Source organism: Microbispora corallina (assembly GCF_016863035.1).
Taxonomy (GTDB): domain Bacteria; phylum Actinomycetota; class Actinomycetes; order Streptosporangiales; family Streptosporangiaceae; genus Microbispora; species Microbispora corallina.
On sequence record NZ_BOOC01000003.1, the window covers coordinates 444,621 to 461,978 of the forward strand.

The 17,358-nt window shown below is 73.0% G+C and carries 13 protein-coding genes and 2 pseudogenes; 8 read left to right on the forward strand and 7 right to left on the reverse strand.

Translation table 11 applies throughout. The annotated features are described in order from the left end of the window. The first annotated feature begins 52 nt into the window (after positions 1-52). The gene (locus Mco01_RS06125; protein WP_204055878.1) at positions 53-2,098 is read left to right on the forward strand and encodes an APC family permease; all 2,046 of its coding nucleotides are present in this window, start codon (positions 53-55) and stop codon (positions 2,096-2,098) included. 8 nt (positions 2,099-2,106) lie between these two features. Then, positions 2,107-3,405: a class I SAM-dependent RNA methyltransferase gene (locus Mco01_RS06130; RefSeq protein ID WP_239103376.1), complete on the forward strand. Its 1,299-nt coding sequence runs from the start codon at positions 2,107-2,109 to the stop codon at positions 3,403-3,405. On the opposite strand, the gene Mco01_RS06135 is transcribed toward Mco01_RS06130, so the two are convergent. Then, entirely contained in the window at positions 3,402-4,499 is a 1,098-nt protein-coding gene (locus Mco01_RS06135) for a glycoside hydrolase family 18 protein (RefSeq protein ID WP_204055879.1), read from the reverse strand. The two genes, Mco01_RS06130 and Mco01_RS06135, sit on opposite strands and share 4 nt — an antisense overlap. Positions 4,500-4,591: 92 nt before the next feature. On the opposite strand from Mco01_RS06135, the gene Mco01_RS06140 reads away from it, so the two are divergent. The 4 genes from Mco01_RS06140 to mug are packed head-to-tail and all read left to right on the forward strand — an operon-like array spanning position 4,592 to position 10,250. After that, positions 4,592-5,509, forward strand: coding sequence for an LLM class F420-dependent oxidoreductase (locus tag Mco01_RS06140; protein ID WP_204055880.1), 918 nt, complete (start codon positions 4,592-4,594; stop codon positions 5,507-5,509). A gap of 43 nt (positions 5,510-5,552) precedes the next feature. Further along, complete coding sequence (locus Mco01_RS06145; RefSeq protein WP_204055881.1) at positions 5,553-7,160, forward strand: 3' terminal RNA ribose 2'-O-methyltransferase Hen1; 1,608 nt, start codon at positions 5,553-5,555, stop codon at positions 7,158-7,160. After that, entirely contained in the window at positions 7,157-9,649 is a 2,493-nt protein-coding gene (locus Mco01_RS06150; RefSeq protein ID WP_204055882.1) for a polynucleotide kinase-phosphatase, read from the forward strand. The genes Mco01_RS06145 and Mco01_RS06150 overlap by 4 nt, the downstream gene beginning before the upstream one ends. 34 nt (positions 9,650-9,683) lie before the next feature. Further along, on the forward strand, positions 9,684-10,250 hold the full coding sequence (mug, locus tag Mco01_RS06155) for a G/U mismatch-specific DNA glycosylase (protein ID WP_204055883.1): 567 nt from the start codon (positions 9,684-9,686) through the stop codon (positions 10,248-10,250). Here mug and Mco01_RS06160 read toward each other — a convergent pair. The 5 genes and pseudogenes from Mco01_RS06160 to Mco01_RS06175 all read right to left on the reverse strand — a co-directional run bounded on the left by Mco01_RS06160 (position 10,231) and on the right by Mco01_RS06175 (position 13,041). Then, the gene (locus Mco01_RS06160) at positions 10,231-10,845 is read right to left on the reverse strand and encodes a DUF6879 family protein (protein ID WP_204055884.1); all 615 of its coding nucleotides are present in this window, start codon (positions 10,843-10,845) and stop codon (positions 10,231-10,233) included. The genes mug and Mco01_RS06160 overlap by 20 nt on opposite strands. 334 nt (positions 10,846-11,179) lie before the next feature. Further along, positions 11,180-11,386: pseudogene (locus Mco01_RS40145) on the reverse strand (DUF6879 family protein); the annotation flags it as partial. Between the two features lie 3 nt (positions 11,387-11,389). Further along, the gene (locus Mco01_RS06165; RefSeq protein WP_204055885.1) at positions 11,390-11,602 is read right to left on the reverse strand and encodes a hypothetical protein; all 213 of its coding nucleotides are present in this window, start codon (positions 11,600-11,602) and stop codon (positions 11,390-11,392) included. A gap of 165 nt (positions 11,603-11,767) precedes the next feature. Next, positions 11,768-12,313: a DUF1707 SHOCT-like domain-containing protein gene (locus Mco01_RS06170; protein WP_239103377.1), complete on the reverse strand. Its 546-nt coding sequence runs from the start codon at positions 12,311-12,313 to the stop codon at positions 11,768-11,770. A gap of 5 nt (positions 12,314-12,318) precedes the next feature. Further along, on the reverse strand, positions 12,319-13,041 hold the full coding sequence (locus tag Mco01_RS06175) for a PadR family transcriptional regulator (RefSeq protein WP_204055886.1): 723 nt from the start codon (positions 13,039-13,041) through the stop codon (positions 12,319-12,321). A 343-nt stretch (positions 13,042-13,384) separates the two neighbouring features. On the opposite strand from Mco01_RS06175, the gene Mco01_RS06180 reads away from it, so the two are divergent. Both Mco01_RS06180 and Mco01_RS06185 read left to right on the forward strand, forming a co-directional pair. Continuing rightward, positions 13,385-14,104: a metal-dependent hydrolase gene (locus tag Mco01_RS06180; RefSeq protein ID WP_204055887.1), complete on the forward strand. Its 720-nt coding sequence runs from the start codon at positions 13,385-13,387 to the stop codon at positions 14,102-14,104. 231 nt (positions 14,105-14,335) lie between these two features. Then, positions 14,336-17,110: an aconitate hydratase gene (locus Mco01_RS06185; RefSeq protein ID WP_275410469.1), complete on the forward strand. Its 2,775-nt coding sequence runs from the start codon at positions 14,336-14,338 to the stop codon at positions 17,108-17,110. A 60-nt stretch (positions 17,111-17,170) separates the two neighbouring features. Here Mco01_RS06185 and Mco01_RS06190 read toward each other — a convergent pair. Beyond that, positions 17,171-17,341, reverse strand: a pseudogene (locus tag Mco01_RS06190) (type II toxin-antitoxin system PemK/MazF family toxin); the annotation flags it as partial. Positions 17,342-17,358: the final 17 nt, after the last annotated feature.

Below are 17,358 nucleotides of genomic sequence, written 5' to 3' on the forward strand. Positions count from 1 at the left end.
GCGTGCCACCACGTGACCCGGGCGGGGCCCCGAAGGACTAGGCTCAACAGACGTGTCAAAGGTGACAGATCTTGTCAAGCGGCTTCTCGTGGGGCGGGCTCTCAGAAGCACCCAGCTCCACCACCAGCTGCTGCCCAAACGCGTGGCACTCCCGGTCTTCGCCAGCGACGCCCTGTCCTCCGTGGCGTACGCGCCGCAGGAGATCCTGGTCATCCTGTCGATCGCCGGCGCGGGTTTCTACAGCTTCAGCCCGTGGGTCGCGGCGGCCGTGGTGCTCGTCATGCTCGTGGTCGTCGCCTCGTACCGGCAGAACGTCCATGCCTACCCGAGCGGCGGCGGCGACTACGAGGTGGCCACGACCAACCTGGGCCCGACCGCCGGCCTTACGGTGGCCAGCGCCCTCCTCGTCGACTACGTCCTCACCGTGGCCGTGTCGGTCGCGAACGGCGCCGACTACGTGGGCGCGACGATCCCGTTCGTGGCCGAGCACCGGGCCGTGGTGGCGATCGCCATCGTCATCCTGCTGACGATCATGAACCTGCGCGGCATCAGGGAGTCCGGCGTGGCGTTCGCCGTCCCCACGTACGCGTTCATGGCCGCGGTCATCGGCATGATCCTTTGGGGCCTGTTCCGGCTCGTCGTGCTCGGAGACGACCTGCGGGCCCCCACCGCCGACTTCAAGATCATCGCGCAGCAGGGCGACCTCGCCGGGTTCGCCCTGGCGTTCCTCGTCCTGCGCGCCTTCTCCTCCGGGTGCGCCGCCCTGACCGGCGTCGAGGCGATCAGCAACGGCGTCCCGGCCTTCCGCAAGCCCAAGAGCAAGAACGCCGCGACGACCCTGCTGATGATGGGCCTGATCGCGGTCACGATGTTCAGCGGGATCATCTTCCTCGGCCTCAAGGCCGGGGTGAAGGTCACCGACCCCGCCAGCGTCGCCCGCGACGTCATCATCAACGGGCACCCCGCGGGGGCCGGCTACTACCAGCAGCCGATCATCGCCCAGGTCGCCTCGGCCGTCTTCGGCGACGGGTCGGTCCTGTTCGTCGTCATCGCCGCGGTGACCGCCCTCATCCTGTTCCTGGCCGCCAACACGGCGTTCAACGGCTTCCCCGTGCTGGGCTCGATCCTGGCGCAGGACCGGTACCTGCCGCGCCAGTTGCACACCCGCGGCGACCGCCTGGCCTTCAGCAACGGCATCGTGATCCTCGCCGCCGGGGCCTGCCTGCTCATCTGGGCCTTCAACGCCGACGTCAGCAAGCTGCTCAACCTGTACATCGTGGGCGTGTTCGTCTCGTTCACGCTCAGCCAGATCGGCATGGTCCTCCACTGGACACGGCACCTCAAGACGGAGACCGACTCCAGGGTGCGCTTCCGCATGATCCGCTCGAGGGTGATCAACGGCTTCGGCGCGGTCATGACCGGCATCGTGCTCGTCGTCGTGCTGGCCACCAAGTTCACCCACGGCGCGTACATCGTCTGCATCGCGATGCCGCTGCTCTTCCTGATGATGAAGGGCATCCGGCACCACTACGACCGGGTGGCGGAGGAACTCGCGGCGCCGGAGGAGGGCGAGGTCGACGAGTCGATGCTGCCCGCCCGCAACCACGCGATCGTGCTCGTCTCGAAGATCCACAAGCCGACCCTGCGCGCGCTCGCCTACGCCCGGGCCACCCGGCCGTCCAAGCTGGAGGCGGTGACGGTCAGCGTGGACGCGGAGGAGGCCGCCCGGCTCCAGGAGGAGTGGGACCGCCGTGGCATCGATGTGCCGCTGAAGATCCTCGACTCGCCGTACCGGGAGATCACCGGTCCGATCCTCGACTACGTCAAGTCGCTGCGCCGCCGCTCGCCGCGCGACGTCGTGACCGTCTACATCCCCGAGTACGTGGTCGGCCGCTGGTGGGAGCACCTGCTCCACAATCAGAGCGCGCTGCGCCTCAAGGGGCGCCTGCTGTTCAAGCCCGGGGTGATGGTGACGAGCGTGCCGTGGCAGCTCGCCTCGTCCGATCGGCTCAAGCGGCGCGCCTACCCGGCCGCGGCCGGCGCCGTACGGCGGCCGTACCGCCAGCCGGCACCGAAGGACGAGCAGATCAAGGCATGATGGACCGCATGCCGACCCGGACGACGCCGCAGGGCGAGAAGGAGGCCCCGGTGCGGGTGGAGATGACGGTGGGCGCTGTCGCCAACGGCGGCTGGTGCGTGGCCAGGCACGAGGGGCGCGTCGTGTTCGTCCGCCACGCCCTCCCCGGCGAGCGGGTGATCGCGGAGATCACCGAGGAGACCGCGCGGTTCCTGCGCGCCGACGCCGTGGAGATCCTGGAGCCCTCGCCCGACCGGGTGAGCCCGCCGTGCCCGTTCAGCGGCCCCGGCCGCTGCGGGGGGTGCGACTGGCAGCATGCCTCCCTGGACGCCCAGCGCCGCCTCAAGGCCGAGGTGGTGGCCGAGCAGTTGCACCGCCTGGCCGGGATCGACCGGAAGGTGGTCGTGGAGGAGGTCCCGGGGGCGCCCGGTGGTCTCGGCTGGCGCACCCGGGTCCAGTTCGCCGCCGACAGGGACGGCTCACTAGGGCTGCGCCGCCACCGTTCCCATGAGATCGAGCACGTCGACCACTGCCCGATCGCGCATCCGGGGGTCGAGGAGGTGGGCGCGGAGCGCCGCGACTGGCGGGGTGCCGCGGCCGTCGAGGTCGTCGCCTCCTCGGGCGGCGACCGCGCGGTGATCGTCGAGCCTCTGCCGCGGCGCCGGGCCGACCTGCCCGACGTCGACGCCTCCGTCCTGCTCGACGAGGGCAGGCGCGGCACCCGCGCGCTGAGCGGCCGGGCCTCACTCGTCGAGCAGGTGGCCGGCCGGGACTTCCGGGTCACCGCCAGTGGGTTCTGGCAGGTTCATCCCGGCGCGCCGGCGACCCTGCTCGGGGCGGTGATCGAGCTGGGACGGCCCGAGCCGGGGGAGTGGGCGCTCGATCTGTACTGCGGGGCCGGGCTGTTCGCCGCCGGGCTCGCCGAGGCCGTCGGGCCCGAGGGGGCCGTCCTCGGCGTCGAGTCCGAGCCGCAGGCGGTCCAGGACGCCCGGTTCAACCTGCGTGACCTGCCCCAGGCGAGCGTGGAGCGGGGCCGGGTCGAGGAGGCGCTCGACCGGCTGGACATCGAGCGGGCCGACCTCGTGGTGGCCGACCCGCCGCGGGCCGGGCTCGGCCGTCCCGTCGTCGACCGGGTCGCGGCGCTGGAGGCGTCCAGGATCGTGTACGTCTCCTGCGACCCCGCGACCCTGGCCCGCGACATCGCCTGGTTCGCCCCGCACGGCTACGAGCTGGCCGATCTGCGGGCCTACGACCAGTACCCCATGACCGCCCACGTCGAGTGCGTGGCCCTGCTGGTCAGGTCGCGGGCCGAGGACGTCACGGGCTAGATCGGGGTGAGGGCCTCGACGACGCCGGGGGCCGGGTCCGCGCCGCGCAGCGACAGCCAGCCGAGGCCGGTCCTGGCGCGGAAGGCGGCCAGCCGCCCGGCCTCCTCGGGGCCGAGGTCGCCGGCGGCGGACAGCACCGGGGTCAGGGCCATGCGCCGCCAGACGTCCGGCCCGGCCACGCCCAGCGCCTCCCCGATCTGCGGGCGGGCGGCGCGGACGGCGAGGGCCAGGCGGTGCAGGTTGCCGGGCGAGCCGGCGCCGGGCGTGAGGGCGACCAGCAGCTCGACGGCCTCGATGTCGGCGCCGGCCGCCCGGGTCGTGCGGAGCATCTCCAGGTCGCCGGGGGCCAGGCCGTCGGGGGTGGCGGGGACCGTGAACGTGAGGGCGAGCGGCCGTCCCCGGTCCCTGGCCGCCCGCTGCAGGCGGACGACGGCGGCGGCGCGGCGGAGCGTGGCCGCCCGGCCCGCCGAGCCGCGCACCTCGAAGTCGATCCCGCCCGCGCGGAGCGCCTCGATCGCGGTGCGGTAGGCGGCGGCCAGCCTGGCCTCGCTCACGCAGGTGACGGACGGCTCGGGCCCGTCGGGGCCCCCGAACGCCGGCCGCAGGTCGCCGCCCGCCAGCCGCATCCGGGCGAGCCGCGTGACGGCGCCGGTCACCGGTCCGCTCCAGCGGGGCGTGCACCCGTCGGGCCCGGCGATGACGTGGCCGACGAGGTAGGAGCCGCCCGGGTGGACGCGATGTGCCGCCCCCGGGGTGCGGGCCAGGTCGAGGAACTGCCGGAAGGCCGGCCCCGCGCTCGCGGCGACCGCGGGGCCGGCCGGAGGGCGCGGGAGCGCGATCCCGGACGGCGAGGGCGCCGGGGACGTCCCCACGGACGACGCCTGCCGGGCGGCGAGGAGCGTCTCGGCGGAGGAGGGGAGCGCGGACGGCGGGCGGCCGGACGGGAGGTGGGCGGACGCCGTCCAGCCGGCGCCCGAGGCGCCCGGCAGCAGCCACAGGGCGGCCCCGGTTCCCGCGGCGAGCGCGACCGCCGCCAGGGCCACGAGCGACCGGGGCGGGTTTCCCGCACCGCGGGCATGACGTGCCGACTCCACCTTCATCACCCCGAGTCGCTTTGCCGTCACTGTGCGCACAGGCCGTCTGCACTTTAGCAACCTTCCGTACCAGGGGAGGCGATAATGGGCGCATGAAGTTGAGGATCTTCACTGAGCCGCAGCAGGGTGCCACGTACGACGACCTGCTGGCCGTCGCGCAGGCGGCCGAGCGGCTCGGCTTCGACGCGTTCTTCCGGTCCGACCATTACCAGCGCATCGGTCCCGGCGAGCCCGGGCCCGGCTCCACCGACGCCTGGATCACTCTCGCCGGTCTCGCGAGGGAGACCTCCCGGATCCGTCTCGGGACGCTCGTCACCCCCGCCACGTTCCGCCTGCCCGGGCCGCTCGCGATCACGGTCGCCGGTGTCGACCAGATGAGCGGCGGCCGGGTCGAGCTGGGCCTCGGCACGGGCTGGTTCGACGACGAGCACCACGCGTACGGCATCCCGTTCCCGCCGGTCGGGGAGCGGTTCGCGCGGCTGGAGGAGCAGCTGGAGATCATCACCGGGCTGTGGGCGTCCGCCAAGCCGTTCTCCTACGAGGGGGCGCACTACGGCCTGATCGACTCCCCGGCGCTGCCGAAGCCGGTCCAACGGCCCCGCCCGCCGATCATCATGGGCGGCACGGGAGCCCGCAGGACGCCGGCGCTCGTGGCCCGGTTCGCCGACGAGTACAACGTGCCGTTCCGCAGCGTGGAGGACACGGGCGCGGCGTTCTCCCGCGTGCGGGAGGCGTGCGCGGCCGCGGGGCGCGAGCCGATCGTGCTGTCGGTCGCGCAGACCGTGTGCGCCGGGTCCGACGAGGCCGAGGTGGCCCGCCGCGCGGCCGCCATCGGCGAGGACCCGGACGGGCTGCGATCGGGCGGGCTCGCCGGCACCCCGCAGGAGATCCTCGACAAGATCGGCCGGTTCGCCGAGCTCGGCGCCGAGCGGGTCTACCTCCAGGTCCTCGACCTCGGCGACCTCGACCACCTGGAGCTGATCGCGGCCGAGATCCTGCCGCACCTCTGAAATCACTGGCCGACAAAAAGGGGCATCCGGCACACTGTGCCGGGTGCTCCTGACGATCTCGACGACCCTGCGGCCGGCCACCGACCTCGGCTTCCTCCTGCACAAGCATCCCGACCGGGTGCAGGAGTTCGGCCGCTCGTTCGGCACGGCCCGGGTCTTCTACCCCGAGGCGTCCCAGGAGCGGTGCACGGCCGCCCTGCTGCTGGAGATCGACCCGGTACGGCTCGCCCGCTCCCGCGGCTCCTCCTCGCCGGACTTCTCGCTCGGCCAGTACGTCAACGACCGGCCGTACGCCGCGTCCTCCCTGCTGGCCGTCGCGCTGGCCGACGTGTTCCGCACGGCCAGGGCGGGTCGGTGCGCGTCCCGGCAGGAGCTCGCCGACTCCCCGATCCCGCTTGAGATCGGCCTCCCGGCGCTGCCGTGCCGCGGCGGCCCCGACCTCGCCCACCGGCTGTTCGAGCCGCTCGGGTGGCGGGTGGACGCCGCTCCCGTGCCCCTCGACCCCGCCTTCCCCGAATGGGGCGACTCCCGGTACGTGCGGCTCACCCTGCGGGGCGAGGTGCGCCTGGCCGACGCGCTCAACCACCTGTACGTGCTGCTGCCGGTCCTGGACGACGCCAAGCACTACTGGGTGGCCGGGGACGAGGTCGACAAGCTGATCAGGGCGGGGGAGGGGTGGCTGGCCGCCCATCCGGAGAAGGGGCTGATCACACGGCGCTTCCTCGGCCGGCGCCGCGGCCTCACCCGTACGGCCTTCGCACGTCTGGCCGAGGTCGGCGACGACGTCGAGGAGGCCCTGGAGCCGCCGGTCGAGGAGGAGGTCGCCGGCCCCCTCGGCCGGGACGAGGGCGGCGAGCCGTTCACCGACGACGCGACGGCCGGCCCGGCGCCGGGCGAGGCGTTCCCGGGAGGCGCATCCCCGGCGGGCGCGGTCCCGGACGAGGCGTTTCCGGCCGCGGTCCCGGCCGGTGTCCCGGGCGAGGCGGAATCGGGTGAGGGCGAAGGCGAGGGCGGAAGCGAGGGCGAGGGGCGCACGCCGCTGAACACGCTGCGCCGGGACGCGGTGGTCGGCGTCCTGGAGGAGATCGGGGCGCGCACGGTCATCGACCTCGGCTGCGGCTCGGGACAGCTGGTCGCGGTGCTGCTCACCCGGCCGTCCGTGGTCAAGGTCGCGGGCATGGACGTGTCGGCCCGCGCGCTCGCGCTCGCGGCCCGCCGGCTGCGTCCCGAACGCATGCCGGAGGCCGGCAGGTCCCGGCTGGAGCTGTTCCAGGGCTCGCTCACCTACACCGACGCCCGGCTCGCCGGGTACGACGCGGCCGTGCTGATGGAGGTCGTCGAGCACGTCGACCCGCCCCGGCTGACCGCCCTCGAACGGGTGGTCTTCGGCGCCGCGCGGCCCGGCCACGTGATCGTGACGACCCCCAACGTGGAGTACAACGTGCGCTACGAGTTCCTGGGCCCGGACGCCGTGCGGCACCCCGACCACCGGTTCGAGTGGACGCGGGACGAGTTCGGCGCGTGGGCGTCCGGGGTCGCCGGACGGTACGGCTACGAGGTGGTCCTGCGTCCCGTCGGCGGCGACGACCCCGAGGTCGGGCCGCCCACCCAGATGGCCGTCTTCACGCTCGCTAAGGGAGGCGCGCGATGACAGAGGTGAGCGTGCCGGCGCTGTCGCTGGTGGTCCTCGTGGGCATCTCGGGCAGCGGCAAGTCGACGTTCGCGGCCCGGCACTTCCGCCCGACCCAGGTGATCTCCTCGGACTTCTGCCGCGGGCTGGTGGCCGACGACGAGAACGACCAGACGGCGACGCCCGAGGCGTTCGACCTGCTGCACCACATCGTCGGCACCCGGCTCAGGCGGGGGCTGCTCACGGTCGTGGACGCCACCAACGTGCAGTGGGAGGCCCGCAAGAAGCTGATCGAGCTGGCCCGCGCCCACGACGTGCTCGCCGACGCGATCGTGCTCGACGTGCCCGAGGAGGTCGCGGTCGCGCGCAACGCCGCCCGGCCCGACCGCGCCTTCGGGCCGCACGTCGTCGTCCGGCAGCGCAAGGACCTGCGCCGGTCGCTCGCCAAGATCGCCAGGGACGGCTTCCGCCGGGTCCACGTCCTGCGGGGTGAGGAGATCGACGGCGCCGTCGTCACGTACGAGAAGGCGTGGACCGACAGGACCGAGCTGACCGGGCCGTTCGACCTCGTCGGCGACGTCCACGGATGCCGGTCGGAGCTGGAGACGCTGCTGCGCGAGCTGGGCTGGAGTGTGACGCCCACCGGGGCGACCCACCCCGAGGGCCGTACCGCCGTGTTCGTTGGCGACCTCGTCGACCGCGGCCCCGACACGCCCGGCGTGCTGCGGCTGGTCATGGGCATGGCGGCGGCCGGGACCGCGCTCGTCGTGTGCGGCAACCACGAGCAGAAGCTCGTCCGCGCGCTCGACGGCCGCAAGGTCCGCGTCGCCCACGGCCTGGAGCGGTCGCTGGAGCAGCTCGCCGCGGAGCCGGAGGAGTTCCGCGCCGCCGCGAGGGCGTTCATGGACGGCCTGATCAGCCACTACCGTCTCGACGGCGGCCGGCTCGTGGTGGCGCACGCCGGGCTCAAGGAGGCCTACCACGGGCGGGCCTCCGCGCGCGTGCGCGCCTTCGCCCTGTACGGCGACACCACCGGCGAGACCGACGAGTACGGCCTGCCCGTCCGCTATCCCTGGGCCGACGACTACCGGGGACGGGCGACGGTCGTCTACGGCCACACCCCGACCACCGAGCCGGAGTGGGTCAACAACACGATCTGCCTGGACACCGGCGTCGTCTTCGGCGGCCGGCTGACCGCGCTGCGCTACCCCGAGCGCGAGCTGGTGTCCGTGCCGGCCGAGCGGGTCTGGTACGAGCCGTCGCGGCCACTGGAGCCCCGGACCGGCCGCGCCGCCCGGGACCCCGGGGTGCTCGACATCGGCGACGTGGACGGCACACGCTTCGTGGAGACCCGGCACGGCGGCCGGATCAAGGTGGCCGAGGAGAACTCCCGGGCCGCCCTGGAGATCATGAGCCGCTTCGCGGTCGACCCGCGCTGGCTCGTCTACCTCCCCCCGACGATGGCGCCGCCCGAGACGTCCCGCCTCGACGGCTACCTGGAGCACCCGGCGGAGGCGTTCGAGGAGTTCGCCCGTACCGGCGTCACCCGGGTCGTGTGCGAGGAGAAGCACATGGGGTCGCGGGCGATCGCCGTCCTCGCGCGCACGCCCGAGGTGGCCGCGAAGCGCTTCGGGGTCGCCGACGGCTCGGCAGGCAGCGTCTTCACCCGCACCGGGCGGCCGTTCTTCGGCGACCGCACGGCCGCGCTCGTGGACCGGCTGCGCGCGGCCGTGACCCCGCTCTGGGAGGAGCTGAACACCGACTGGGTGGTGCTCGACTGTGAGCTGCTGCCCTGGTCGGCGAAGGCGGAGGGGCTGATCCGGGACCAGTACGCCTCGGTGGGGGCCGCCGCCGCGGCCTCGCTGCCCGCGGCCCTCGCCGCGCTGGAGTCGGCGGCGGGGCGCGGCCTGGATGTAGGCGCTCTGCTCGACCGCACCCGCCGCCGTGCTGCCAACGCTTCCCTTTTCCGCGACGCCTATGCCCGCTACTGCTGGCCGGTTTCCGGTCTCGACGGGGTACGGCTGGCGCCGTTCCATATCCTCGCCTGCGAGGGCCGGGCGACGGCGGTCACCGAGCCGCACGAATGGCACCTCGACCTGCTCGGGCGGCTCGACGCCGGGATCCTCACGCCGACCCGGCACGTCTTCGTCTCCCTCGACTCGCCGGACGAGCGGGCCGCCGCGGTGGCGTGGTGGGAGGCGCTGACGGCGTCCGGGGGCGAGGGCATGGTCGTGAAGCCGGCCGGGCACACCCCCGGACGCGTCCAGCCCGGCGTCAAGGTGCGTGGCCGCGAGTACCTGAGGATCATCTACGGCCCCGACTACACCGACGCGCTCGACGTGCTGCGGCGGCGCTTCACCGGCAGGAAACGGTCGCTGGCGCTGCGCGAGCACGCCCTCGGCCTGGAGGCGCTCGAACGGCTGGCGCAGGGCGAGCCGCTCTGGCGCATCCACGAGGCCGTCTTCGCCGTCCTCGCCCTGGAGTCCGAACCGGTCGACCCCCGCCTCTGACGGGGGCCGCGCGGGGGCGGCTAGCATCGCGGGCATGGCCCCCACCAAGGCCGACCTCGAGGCGGCCAGGAACGCGACGATCGACGACGTGCTGGGGCCCGGCCTCGACGTGCTGTTCTGCGGGATCAACCCCAGCCTGTACTCCGCCGCCACCGGCCACCACTTCGCCCGCCCCGGCAACCGGTTCTGGCCGGCCCTGCACCTGTCGGGCCTGGTGCCCCGCCGGCTCGCGCCGGCCGAGCAGCACCTGCTTCCGTCGTACGGCCTCGGCATCACGAACATCGTGGCCCGGGCGACGGCCCGGGCCGACGAGCTGACTCCGGAGGAGATCCGGGAGGGCGGGGCGCGGCTCGCCCGGCTGGTCCGCGAGGTGCGGCCCGGGACGCTGGCCGTCGCCGGGGTCTCCGCCTACCGCGTCGCCTTCGGCCGCCCCGGCGCGCGCATCGGCCCGCAGGAGGAGACCGTCGGCGGCGTCGCCGTCCGGGTGCTGCCCAACCCCAGCGGGCTCAACGCCCACTGGACGCTGGAGGCGATCGCCGCCGAGATGGCCCGGCTCCGCCCGCGGACCTCCCCCGACGGGGTCAGGACGGGATCCGGCTGACCTCGGGCGGGGGGAGCGGCGCCACCTCCCGGTCGTGGTAGGCGATGACGTCCTCCGCCCGGCCGTACAGGTCGGCGATGATCCGGGCGCACGGCTCGATCACCGTGGGATCGGTGATCCGGCGGCCCCCGGTGTGGGCGCCGATCTCGTCGTACAGGACCTCGTACATGAGGTCGCCGCGCAGGATCAGCATCTCCGGCAGGGGCCCGCCGCACTCCAGGTGCCGTACGTACTCGGCCGGCAGCACGCGGACGCGCTCGCCCGCGCGCGTGCGGGCGGCCAGCAGGACGATCTCCCACTGCATGTACGGCGTGAGCGGCGTCTCCACGACGCGCAGCCGCCGCAGCTCGGCCCGGGGCGGCAGGTCGCCGGCGAACCGCGACTCCCGGATGAGCGCCACGGCGCGGTCCCAGTCGCCGTTCACCATGGCCGTCCAGCTGGGGACGTCGGGCTCGTGGAAGTGCTGGGCGCGCTCGAGCTTCCACACGACTCCCTCGTGCGAGCGGAGGTGTCCGTAGAACTCGGTCTGGTAGTCCCGCACCGGGAGAGTCACTCCCGCGGTGTGTCTGACGTGCTCGAACGCATCTCCGGGCATGGATCGGGGCCTCCTTCGGCCATTGGGTGGTCGAGGCGGCGCCCGGTCCCCGCCCGGATCGAGGGACGGGGCGCACTGACGTTCGTCTGGATGTGCGGGCGGATCGGCGTCCCGTCGGGCAGCCGCACACGGCCGTCTCCGCCGTGTCCGGCGACCGGCTGACGATCGCCGTCGACCGCCGTCGCTCGCGCCCTGCTCTGGCTCTCCTGCACCACCTCGGGCTCTGGCTCGCCTGGCTGCTACGTCCGCACTCCGTCGCCGGCGGGTCCGCGGACCGCTCTCCCGAGGACGACAGGTCGATGGTTCGCCGTGCCCGACCCGCGGTCAAGACCCAAATCTCGCACCGGGACGGGACAGCCCGGCCGGAGCGGGGAGCGGCAACGGCGGCCGGGAGGACCCTGATCCGCTCGCCGGCCGCCACTCGCACGGCGAAGATGTGCGCCTCCCACCGCAGGTAGGGCGTCAGGGGCGTCTCGACGACGCGCAGGCGCAGGAACGCCGAGGGATGCTCGCGGTACACCCGCGTGAGCGGAGCGCGCATGCCCTAGATGACATCGAGGGCGCGCGGCCAGTCCCCTTCGTCAGCCGCCAGCCAGCTCGGCACGGACGGCTCGTGGAAGTGCTGCGCGCGCTCGAGCTTCCAGACCTCCCCCTGCGCCGCGCCGTACACCTCGTCGGACTCGGCCTGGTAGTCGTCCAGCGCGAGGAACTCGCCCTCGGCGTCCCGGACGGCCGCGAACACCCTGTGCTCTGTCACGTGCGATCTCCTCGGAGGACGGCCGGACGGGACGGGCGGACGCCGCCGTCCGGCACTCCGTGCGCGCGGGTCGCGGCCGGAGACGGACGGCGGACGGCGCCCGGTCCCACCTGACACGCCATCACCGGAGGAGACCTCGATCAAGACCCCGAACGCGCGGTACGGCTAACGCCGGGGCCGGTGACCGTGGTGGTGGCGGTGCCGGGACACGCCGAACACCGCCGCGGCCAGCCACAGGAAGAACAGCACCTTGACGGCGAGGAACAGCGGCCACGCCGTGCCGAGCAGGGCGGCGACCAGCAGCACGGCGGGGATGACGAACAGCGCGCGCGGCGCGCCCCCGCGGCGCCGCCCGGCGGCGGTCCGCCTCCGCGCCTCGGCGACGTGCCACCCCCATGTGGCCAGGTCGCCGTGCCGGCCGTCCCACGGCGGGACGCCGTACCGGCCCGGGCCCCATGGCCCCCCCGCCGCGCGGGCTGGGCGGCCGGCGGGCAGGTCGTACGGCCCGTGCCAGGCGCCGGCGCCGTCGGCGCCCGGCAGGTCGGCGGTGACCCGCCGCAGGTCACCGGCGGTGCGGGCGGACAGGGTGGCGTCGAGGCGCTCGTCGAGCTCCTCGCGGGTGATCCGCCCCTGCGCGAACGCGTCGTGCAGCAGGGCGGTCACCTCGTCGCGCTCCGCGTCGCCGATTCGCAGGTCGTCCCCAGAGGCCATCGGGGTCACTCCTCCGCGGGGTCGCCGTCGGCGAGGATCTGGTACAGCTTGCGCCGGGTCTCGGTCAGCACCTGCTTGGCCTGCCTGATCTGGCCGTCCGAGCCGGTCTGCGCGAGCTGGAACAGGGCCGACGCCGCCTGGCGGGACAGGTGGAACAGCTCGTGGACGTCGTCCCCGATGTCCGGCGTCATCTCCTCCCAGGGGGCGTGCACCTCGTCCGGGTGCTCCTGCATGTAGGTGCGTCCGGCGTCGGTGAGCTGGAAGGTCTTGCGGCCGTCGCTCTCCTCCGACCGGACCAGGCCCTCGTCGGTGAGCTGCTGGAGCGCCGGGTAGACGGCGCCCGGGCTCGGCTTCCAGCCGCCCTGGCTGCGCTCGGCGATCTCCTGGATGATCTGGTAGCCGTTGCGCGGCTCCTCGGCCAGCAGCGCGAGGATCGCGGCGCGGACGTCGCCGCGCTTGGCCTTGCGTGGCCGGCCGAAGCCCCGGCCGCCGAGGGGGCCGAGCGGCCCGCCTCCGAAGCCGGGCCCGAACGGGCCTCCCGGGCCGAAGCCCGGCCACGGCCCGCGACCGCGGCCGCCCCTGTGCCGGTGCTCGCGCGGCCCGGCGTCGCTCTGCTCCTGCCACATGGCGGCCCCCCTGAGGATCGTGCCGTACAGCGCGCGCCGCAAGTGGCGGCGCATCTCGTGGGGGTGGGCCCACGGCCCTCCCTCTGCGTACGTGGAACTCATGCCGTTCCCTCCTTCTGCGATCTGTTCTCGATGGCTCAACGATATATCGACAGTGTTCTAGAGACAACCCCTCCTTGGCGGAGTCGTGAGCGTGACATAGGTCACGGGAAACTTTTCCTGGTCGGGGGAACATGTGCCGAGACCCCCGCGTTATCTCGTGCGAAGGCGGGATTGTTCTGCTCTGAGAGGGCTGGGGGGTGCTCTTGGAGCGGGACGATCCCGTCTTTGCTTTTCGGGCGCAGGATCGCCGCCTGGGCCTGCCCCACCCCCTGGGGCGACACGCGTGGGTGCTTCGCGGATTTTGTCGGTCGTTTGCCGTACGCTTTCCAAGCGTGATCTTGTCATGATGGGGCACTCGCACGCCCTGAGCGGGGCGGCGGTGTGGCTGGCGGTCGCGCCGGCCCTGGTGGCGCTTCCCGGCGTGGTCTCGCCCGAGCTGGCGACGCTGACCGGGCCGATCCTCACGCCGTCCGAGCTCGTCGCGGGCGCCGTCGTGTGCGCCGGCGCGGCGATGCTGCCCGACCTCGACCACCCGAGCGCCACCATCGCGCAGACCTTCGGCCCGGCGACCTGGCTGCTCAGCAAGGGCGTCAACGCCATCAGCGGGGGGCACCGCCACGCGACCCACTCGCTGCTGTTCGCGGTCGCCGCCGGCCTCGGCACGTACTTCCTGTCCGAGCGCTACAGCGTCGCGCGCGACATCCTGGTCGTCCTGATGATCGGGCTGGCCCTGCGGGCCGTGGGCATCGGCGTGCCGGGCAAAACCATCACGTCCGCCGTGGTCAACATCGTGCTCACGGCCGCGCTGTACCTGACCTTCCTCATGCTGGGCGTGACCTACTCCTGGATCGCGTTCGCCATCGGCATCGGCTGCCTCGTCCACGTGATCGGCGACTGCCTGACCGAGCGCGGCTGTCCTGTCTTATGGCCCATCAAGGGGCGGTGGCTGCTGCCGTTCGACATCGGGATCAAGACGGGGAAGACGTTCGAGAAGCAGATCCTCGGGCCGGCCCTGTCGATCCTCGTGCTGGCCCTGCTCTGCCTGCGGCTGATGCCCGCCTGACTCGCGGGCACTTCCCAAAACCCGAAAAATCCCGATCTTTGCCGCCGGCGGCGCATGTCCGCCGGTCTACCCACGAGTAACTTGATGTCGAGATATCCGGGGCGATATCTTGACATCGAGACATCCCACCGGTGTGTTAGGCGAGCCTAATTACCTGGAGTGCCGCTCAAGTGCGGCAGGATGCATACCGCGAAACTTGGACAAGCCCGGAAACCTGGGGAGGCGACTTTCGTGTCCGCGAACAGCTTCGGCAGCCGTGACACGCTGCGCGTCGGTGACGCGTCGTACGAGATCTACCGGCTGGACGCCGTCGAGGGGTCGGCGCGCCTCCCGTACAGCCTGAAGATCCTGCTGGAGAACCTGCTCCGCACCGAGGACGGCGCGAACATCACCGCCGACCACGTCCGCGCGATCGCGGGCTGGGACCCGGCGGCCACCCCGAGCGTGGAGATCCAGTTCACCCCGGCCCGGGTGATCATGCAGGACTTCACCGGCGTGCCGTGCGTCGTCGACCTCGCCACCATGCGCGAGGCGATGCGCGACCTCGGGGGCGACCCCGCGAAGATCAACCCGCTCGCCCCGGCCGAGATGGTCATCGACCACTCGGTCATCGTCGACTTCTTCGGCCACCCCGACTCCTTCACGCGCAACGTGGAGCGGGAGTACGAGCGCAACCGCGAGCGCTACCAGTTCCTGCGCTGGGGGCAGACGGCGTTCGACGAGTTCAAGGTCGTCCCGCCCGGCACCGGCATCGTCCACCAGGTCAACATCGAGCACCTGGCCCGCGTCGTCATGACCAGGGACGGCAAGGCGTACCCCGACACCTGCGTCGGCACCGACTCCCACACCACGATGGAGAACGGCATCGGCGTGCTCGGCTGGGGCGTCGGCGGCATCGAGGCCGAGGCGGCCATGCTCGGCCAGCCGATCTCCATGCTGATCCCGCGCGTGGTGGGCTTCAAGCTCACCGGCAAGCTGCCGGCTGGCGCGACCGCGACCGACCTCGTGCTCACCATCACCGAGATGCTGCGCAAGCACGGCGTGGTGGGCAAGTTCGTCGAGTTCTACGGCGAGGGCGTGGCGAGCGTGCCGCTGGCCAACCGGGCGACGATCGGCAACATGAGCCCGGAGTTCGGCTCCACCTGCGCGATCTTCCCGATCGACGGCCAGACGATCGACTACCTGACCCTCACCGGCCGCTCGCCGGAGCAGGTCGCGCTCGTCGAGGCGTACGCCAAGGAGCAGGGCCTGTGGCTCGACCCGTCGGCCCCCGAGCCCGTCTTCTCCGAGTACATCGAGCTCGACCTGGCCACCGTGGTGCCGTCCATCGCCGGGCCGAAGCGCCCGCAGGACCGGATCGCGCTGGCCGAGGCCAAGTCCGCCTGGCGCGCGGCCGTCCGTGACTACGCTCCCGGCGACAGTGTGCAGGGCCCGGCCGACGAGGCGTCCGCCGAGTCGTTCCCGGCGTCCGACTCCCCGGCCATCTCGCACTCCGGCAACGGCGACGCGCCGCACCCGGCCCCGCACAACGGCGACCGCCCGCACCGGCCGACCCCCGTCACGCTGTCGGACGGCACGTCGTTCGAGATCGACCACGGCGTGGTGACGATCGCGGCGATCACGTCCTGCACCAACACGTCGAACCCGTACGTCATGCTGGGCGCGGCCCTGCTCGCCCGCAACGCGGTCGACCGCGGCCTGACCCGCAAGCCGTGGGTCAAGACGTCGCTCGCCCCGGGGTCGCAGGTCGTCACCGGGTACTTCGAGCGCTCGGGCCTCCAGCCGTACCTCGACAAGCTGGGCTTCAACCTGGTCGGGTACGGCTGCACCACCTGCATCGGCAACTCCGGGCCGCTCGACCCGGAGATCTCCGAGGCGATCCAGTCGGCCGACCTCGCGGTCACCGCCGTCCTGTCGGGCAACCGCAACTTCGAGGGCCGGATCAACCCGGACGTCAAGATGAACTACCTGGCCTCGCCGCCGCTCGTCGTGGCGTACGCCCTGGCCGGGACCATGGACGTCGACCTCAACAACGAGCCGCTCGGCACCGGCTCGGACGGGAAGCCGGTCTTCCTGGCCGACATCTGGCCCTCCCCTGAGGAGGTCGCGGCCGTCGTCTCCGAGTCGATCGGCCAGGACATGTTCCTGCGCGACTACGCCGACGTCTTCAAGGGCGACGAGCACTGGCAGTCGCTGCCGATCCCGACGGGCGACACCTTCGAGTGGGACCCGGCGTCGACCTACGTCCGCAAGGCGCCGTACTTCGACGGCATGCCGGCCACGCCCGAGCCGGTGACCGACATCCGCGGCGCCCGCGTGCTGGCCAGGCTCGGCGACTCCGTCACCACCGACCACATCTCGCCCGCCGGGTCGATCAAGGCCGACTCTCCCGCCGGCCGCTACCTGCGGGACAACGGTGTCGAGGTCAGGGACTTCAACTCGTACGGCTCCCGCCGGGGCAACCACGAGGTGATGATCCGCGGCACGTTCGCGAACATCCGGCTCAAGAACCTGCTGCTGGACGGCGTGGAGGGCGGCTACACCCGCGACTTCACCCAGGGCGGCGAGCAGTCGTTCATCTACGACGCCTCGCAGAACTACCAGGCCGCCGGCATCCCGCTGGTCGTCCTGGCCGGCAAGGAGTACGGCTCGGGGTCCTCGCGCGACTGGGCCGCCAAGGGCACCGCGCTCCTCGGCGTCCGCGCCGTGATCGCGGAGTCCTACGAGCGCATCCACCGGTCGAACCTGATCGGCATGGGCGTGCTGCCGCTGCAGTTCCCCGAGGGTGAGAACGCCGCCTCGCTCGGCCTGACCGGCGAGGAGACCTTCGACATCATCGGCGTCGAGGAGCTGAACAAGGGCGCCATCCCGGCCACCGTCACCGTCCGGGCGGGCGACGTCGAGTTCCAGGCCGTCGTGCGCATCGACACGCCGGGAGAGGCCGACTACTACCGCCACGGCGGCATCATGCAGTACGTCCTGCGCTCCCTCATCGCGAAGAGCTGAGCGACGAGCCGGCGGCCGGCGCCGGGGACCCACGCGTCCCCGGCGCCGGCCGTCGCGCTTCTACGGCCTCATCGGATGACGCAGCGCGCCGCCCATCCCGGCGAGCGCCTGCTCGTCCACCGAGCCGATCCCGCGCCGCAACCGTCGCACCGGCAGGGAGCGGAACTGTTCCACCATCGCCCAACTGGGCTTGTCCAGACCGGCTTCGGGGCCGATCTCGACATGACTCGGCCAGCCCCAGCCCGAGC

Excerpts from the sequence above, each read along its gene's own strand:
- mug (WP_204055883.1), top strand. The coding sequence starts at position 9,684 with ATGGCCCCCACCAAGGCCGACCTCGAGGCGGCCAGGAACGCGACGATC.
- Mco01_RS06130 (WP_239103376.1), top strand. The coding sequence starts at position 2,107 with ATGCCGACCCGGACGACGCCGCAGGGCGAGAAGGAGGCCCCGGTGCGG.
- Mco01_RS06160 (WP_204055884.1), bottom strand. The coding sequence starts at position 10,845 with ATGCCCGGAGATGCGTTCGAGCACGTCAGACACACCGCGGGAGTGACT.
- Mco01_RS06175 (WP_204055886.1), bottom strand. The coding sequence starts at position 13,041 with ATGAGTTCCACGTACGCAGAGGGAGGGCCGTGGGCCCACCCCCACGAG.
- Mco01_RS06170 (WP_239103377.1), bottom strand. The coding sequence starts at position 12,313 with ATGGCCTCTGGGGACGACCTGCGAATCGGCGACGCGGAGCGCGACGAG.
- Mco01_RS06180 (WP_204055887.1), top strand. The coding sequence starts at position 13,385 with ATGATGGGGCACTCGCACGCCCTGAGCGGGGCGGCGGTGTGGCTGGCG.
- Mco01_RS06150 (WP_204055882.1), top strand. The coding sequence starts at position 7,157 with ATGACAGAGGTGAGCGTGCCGGCGCTGTCGCTGGTGGTCCTCGTGGGC.
- Mco01_RS06140 (WP_204055880.1), top strand. The coding sequence starts at position 4,592 with ATGAAGTTGAGGATCTTCACTGAGCCGCAGCAGGGTGCCACGTACGAC.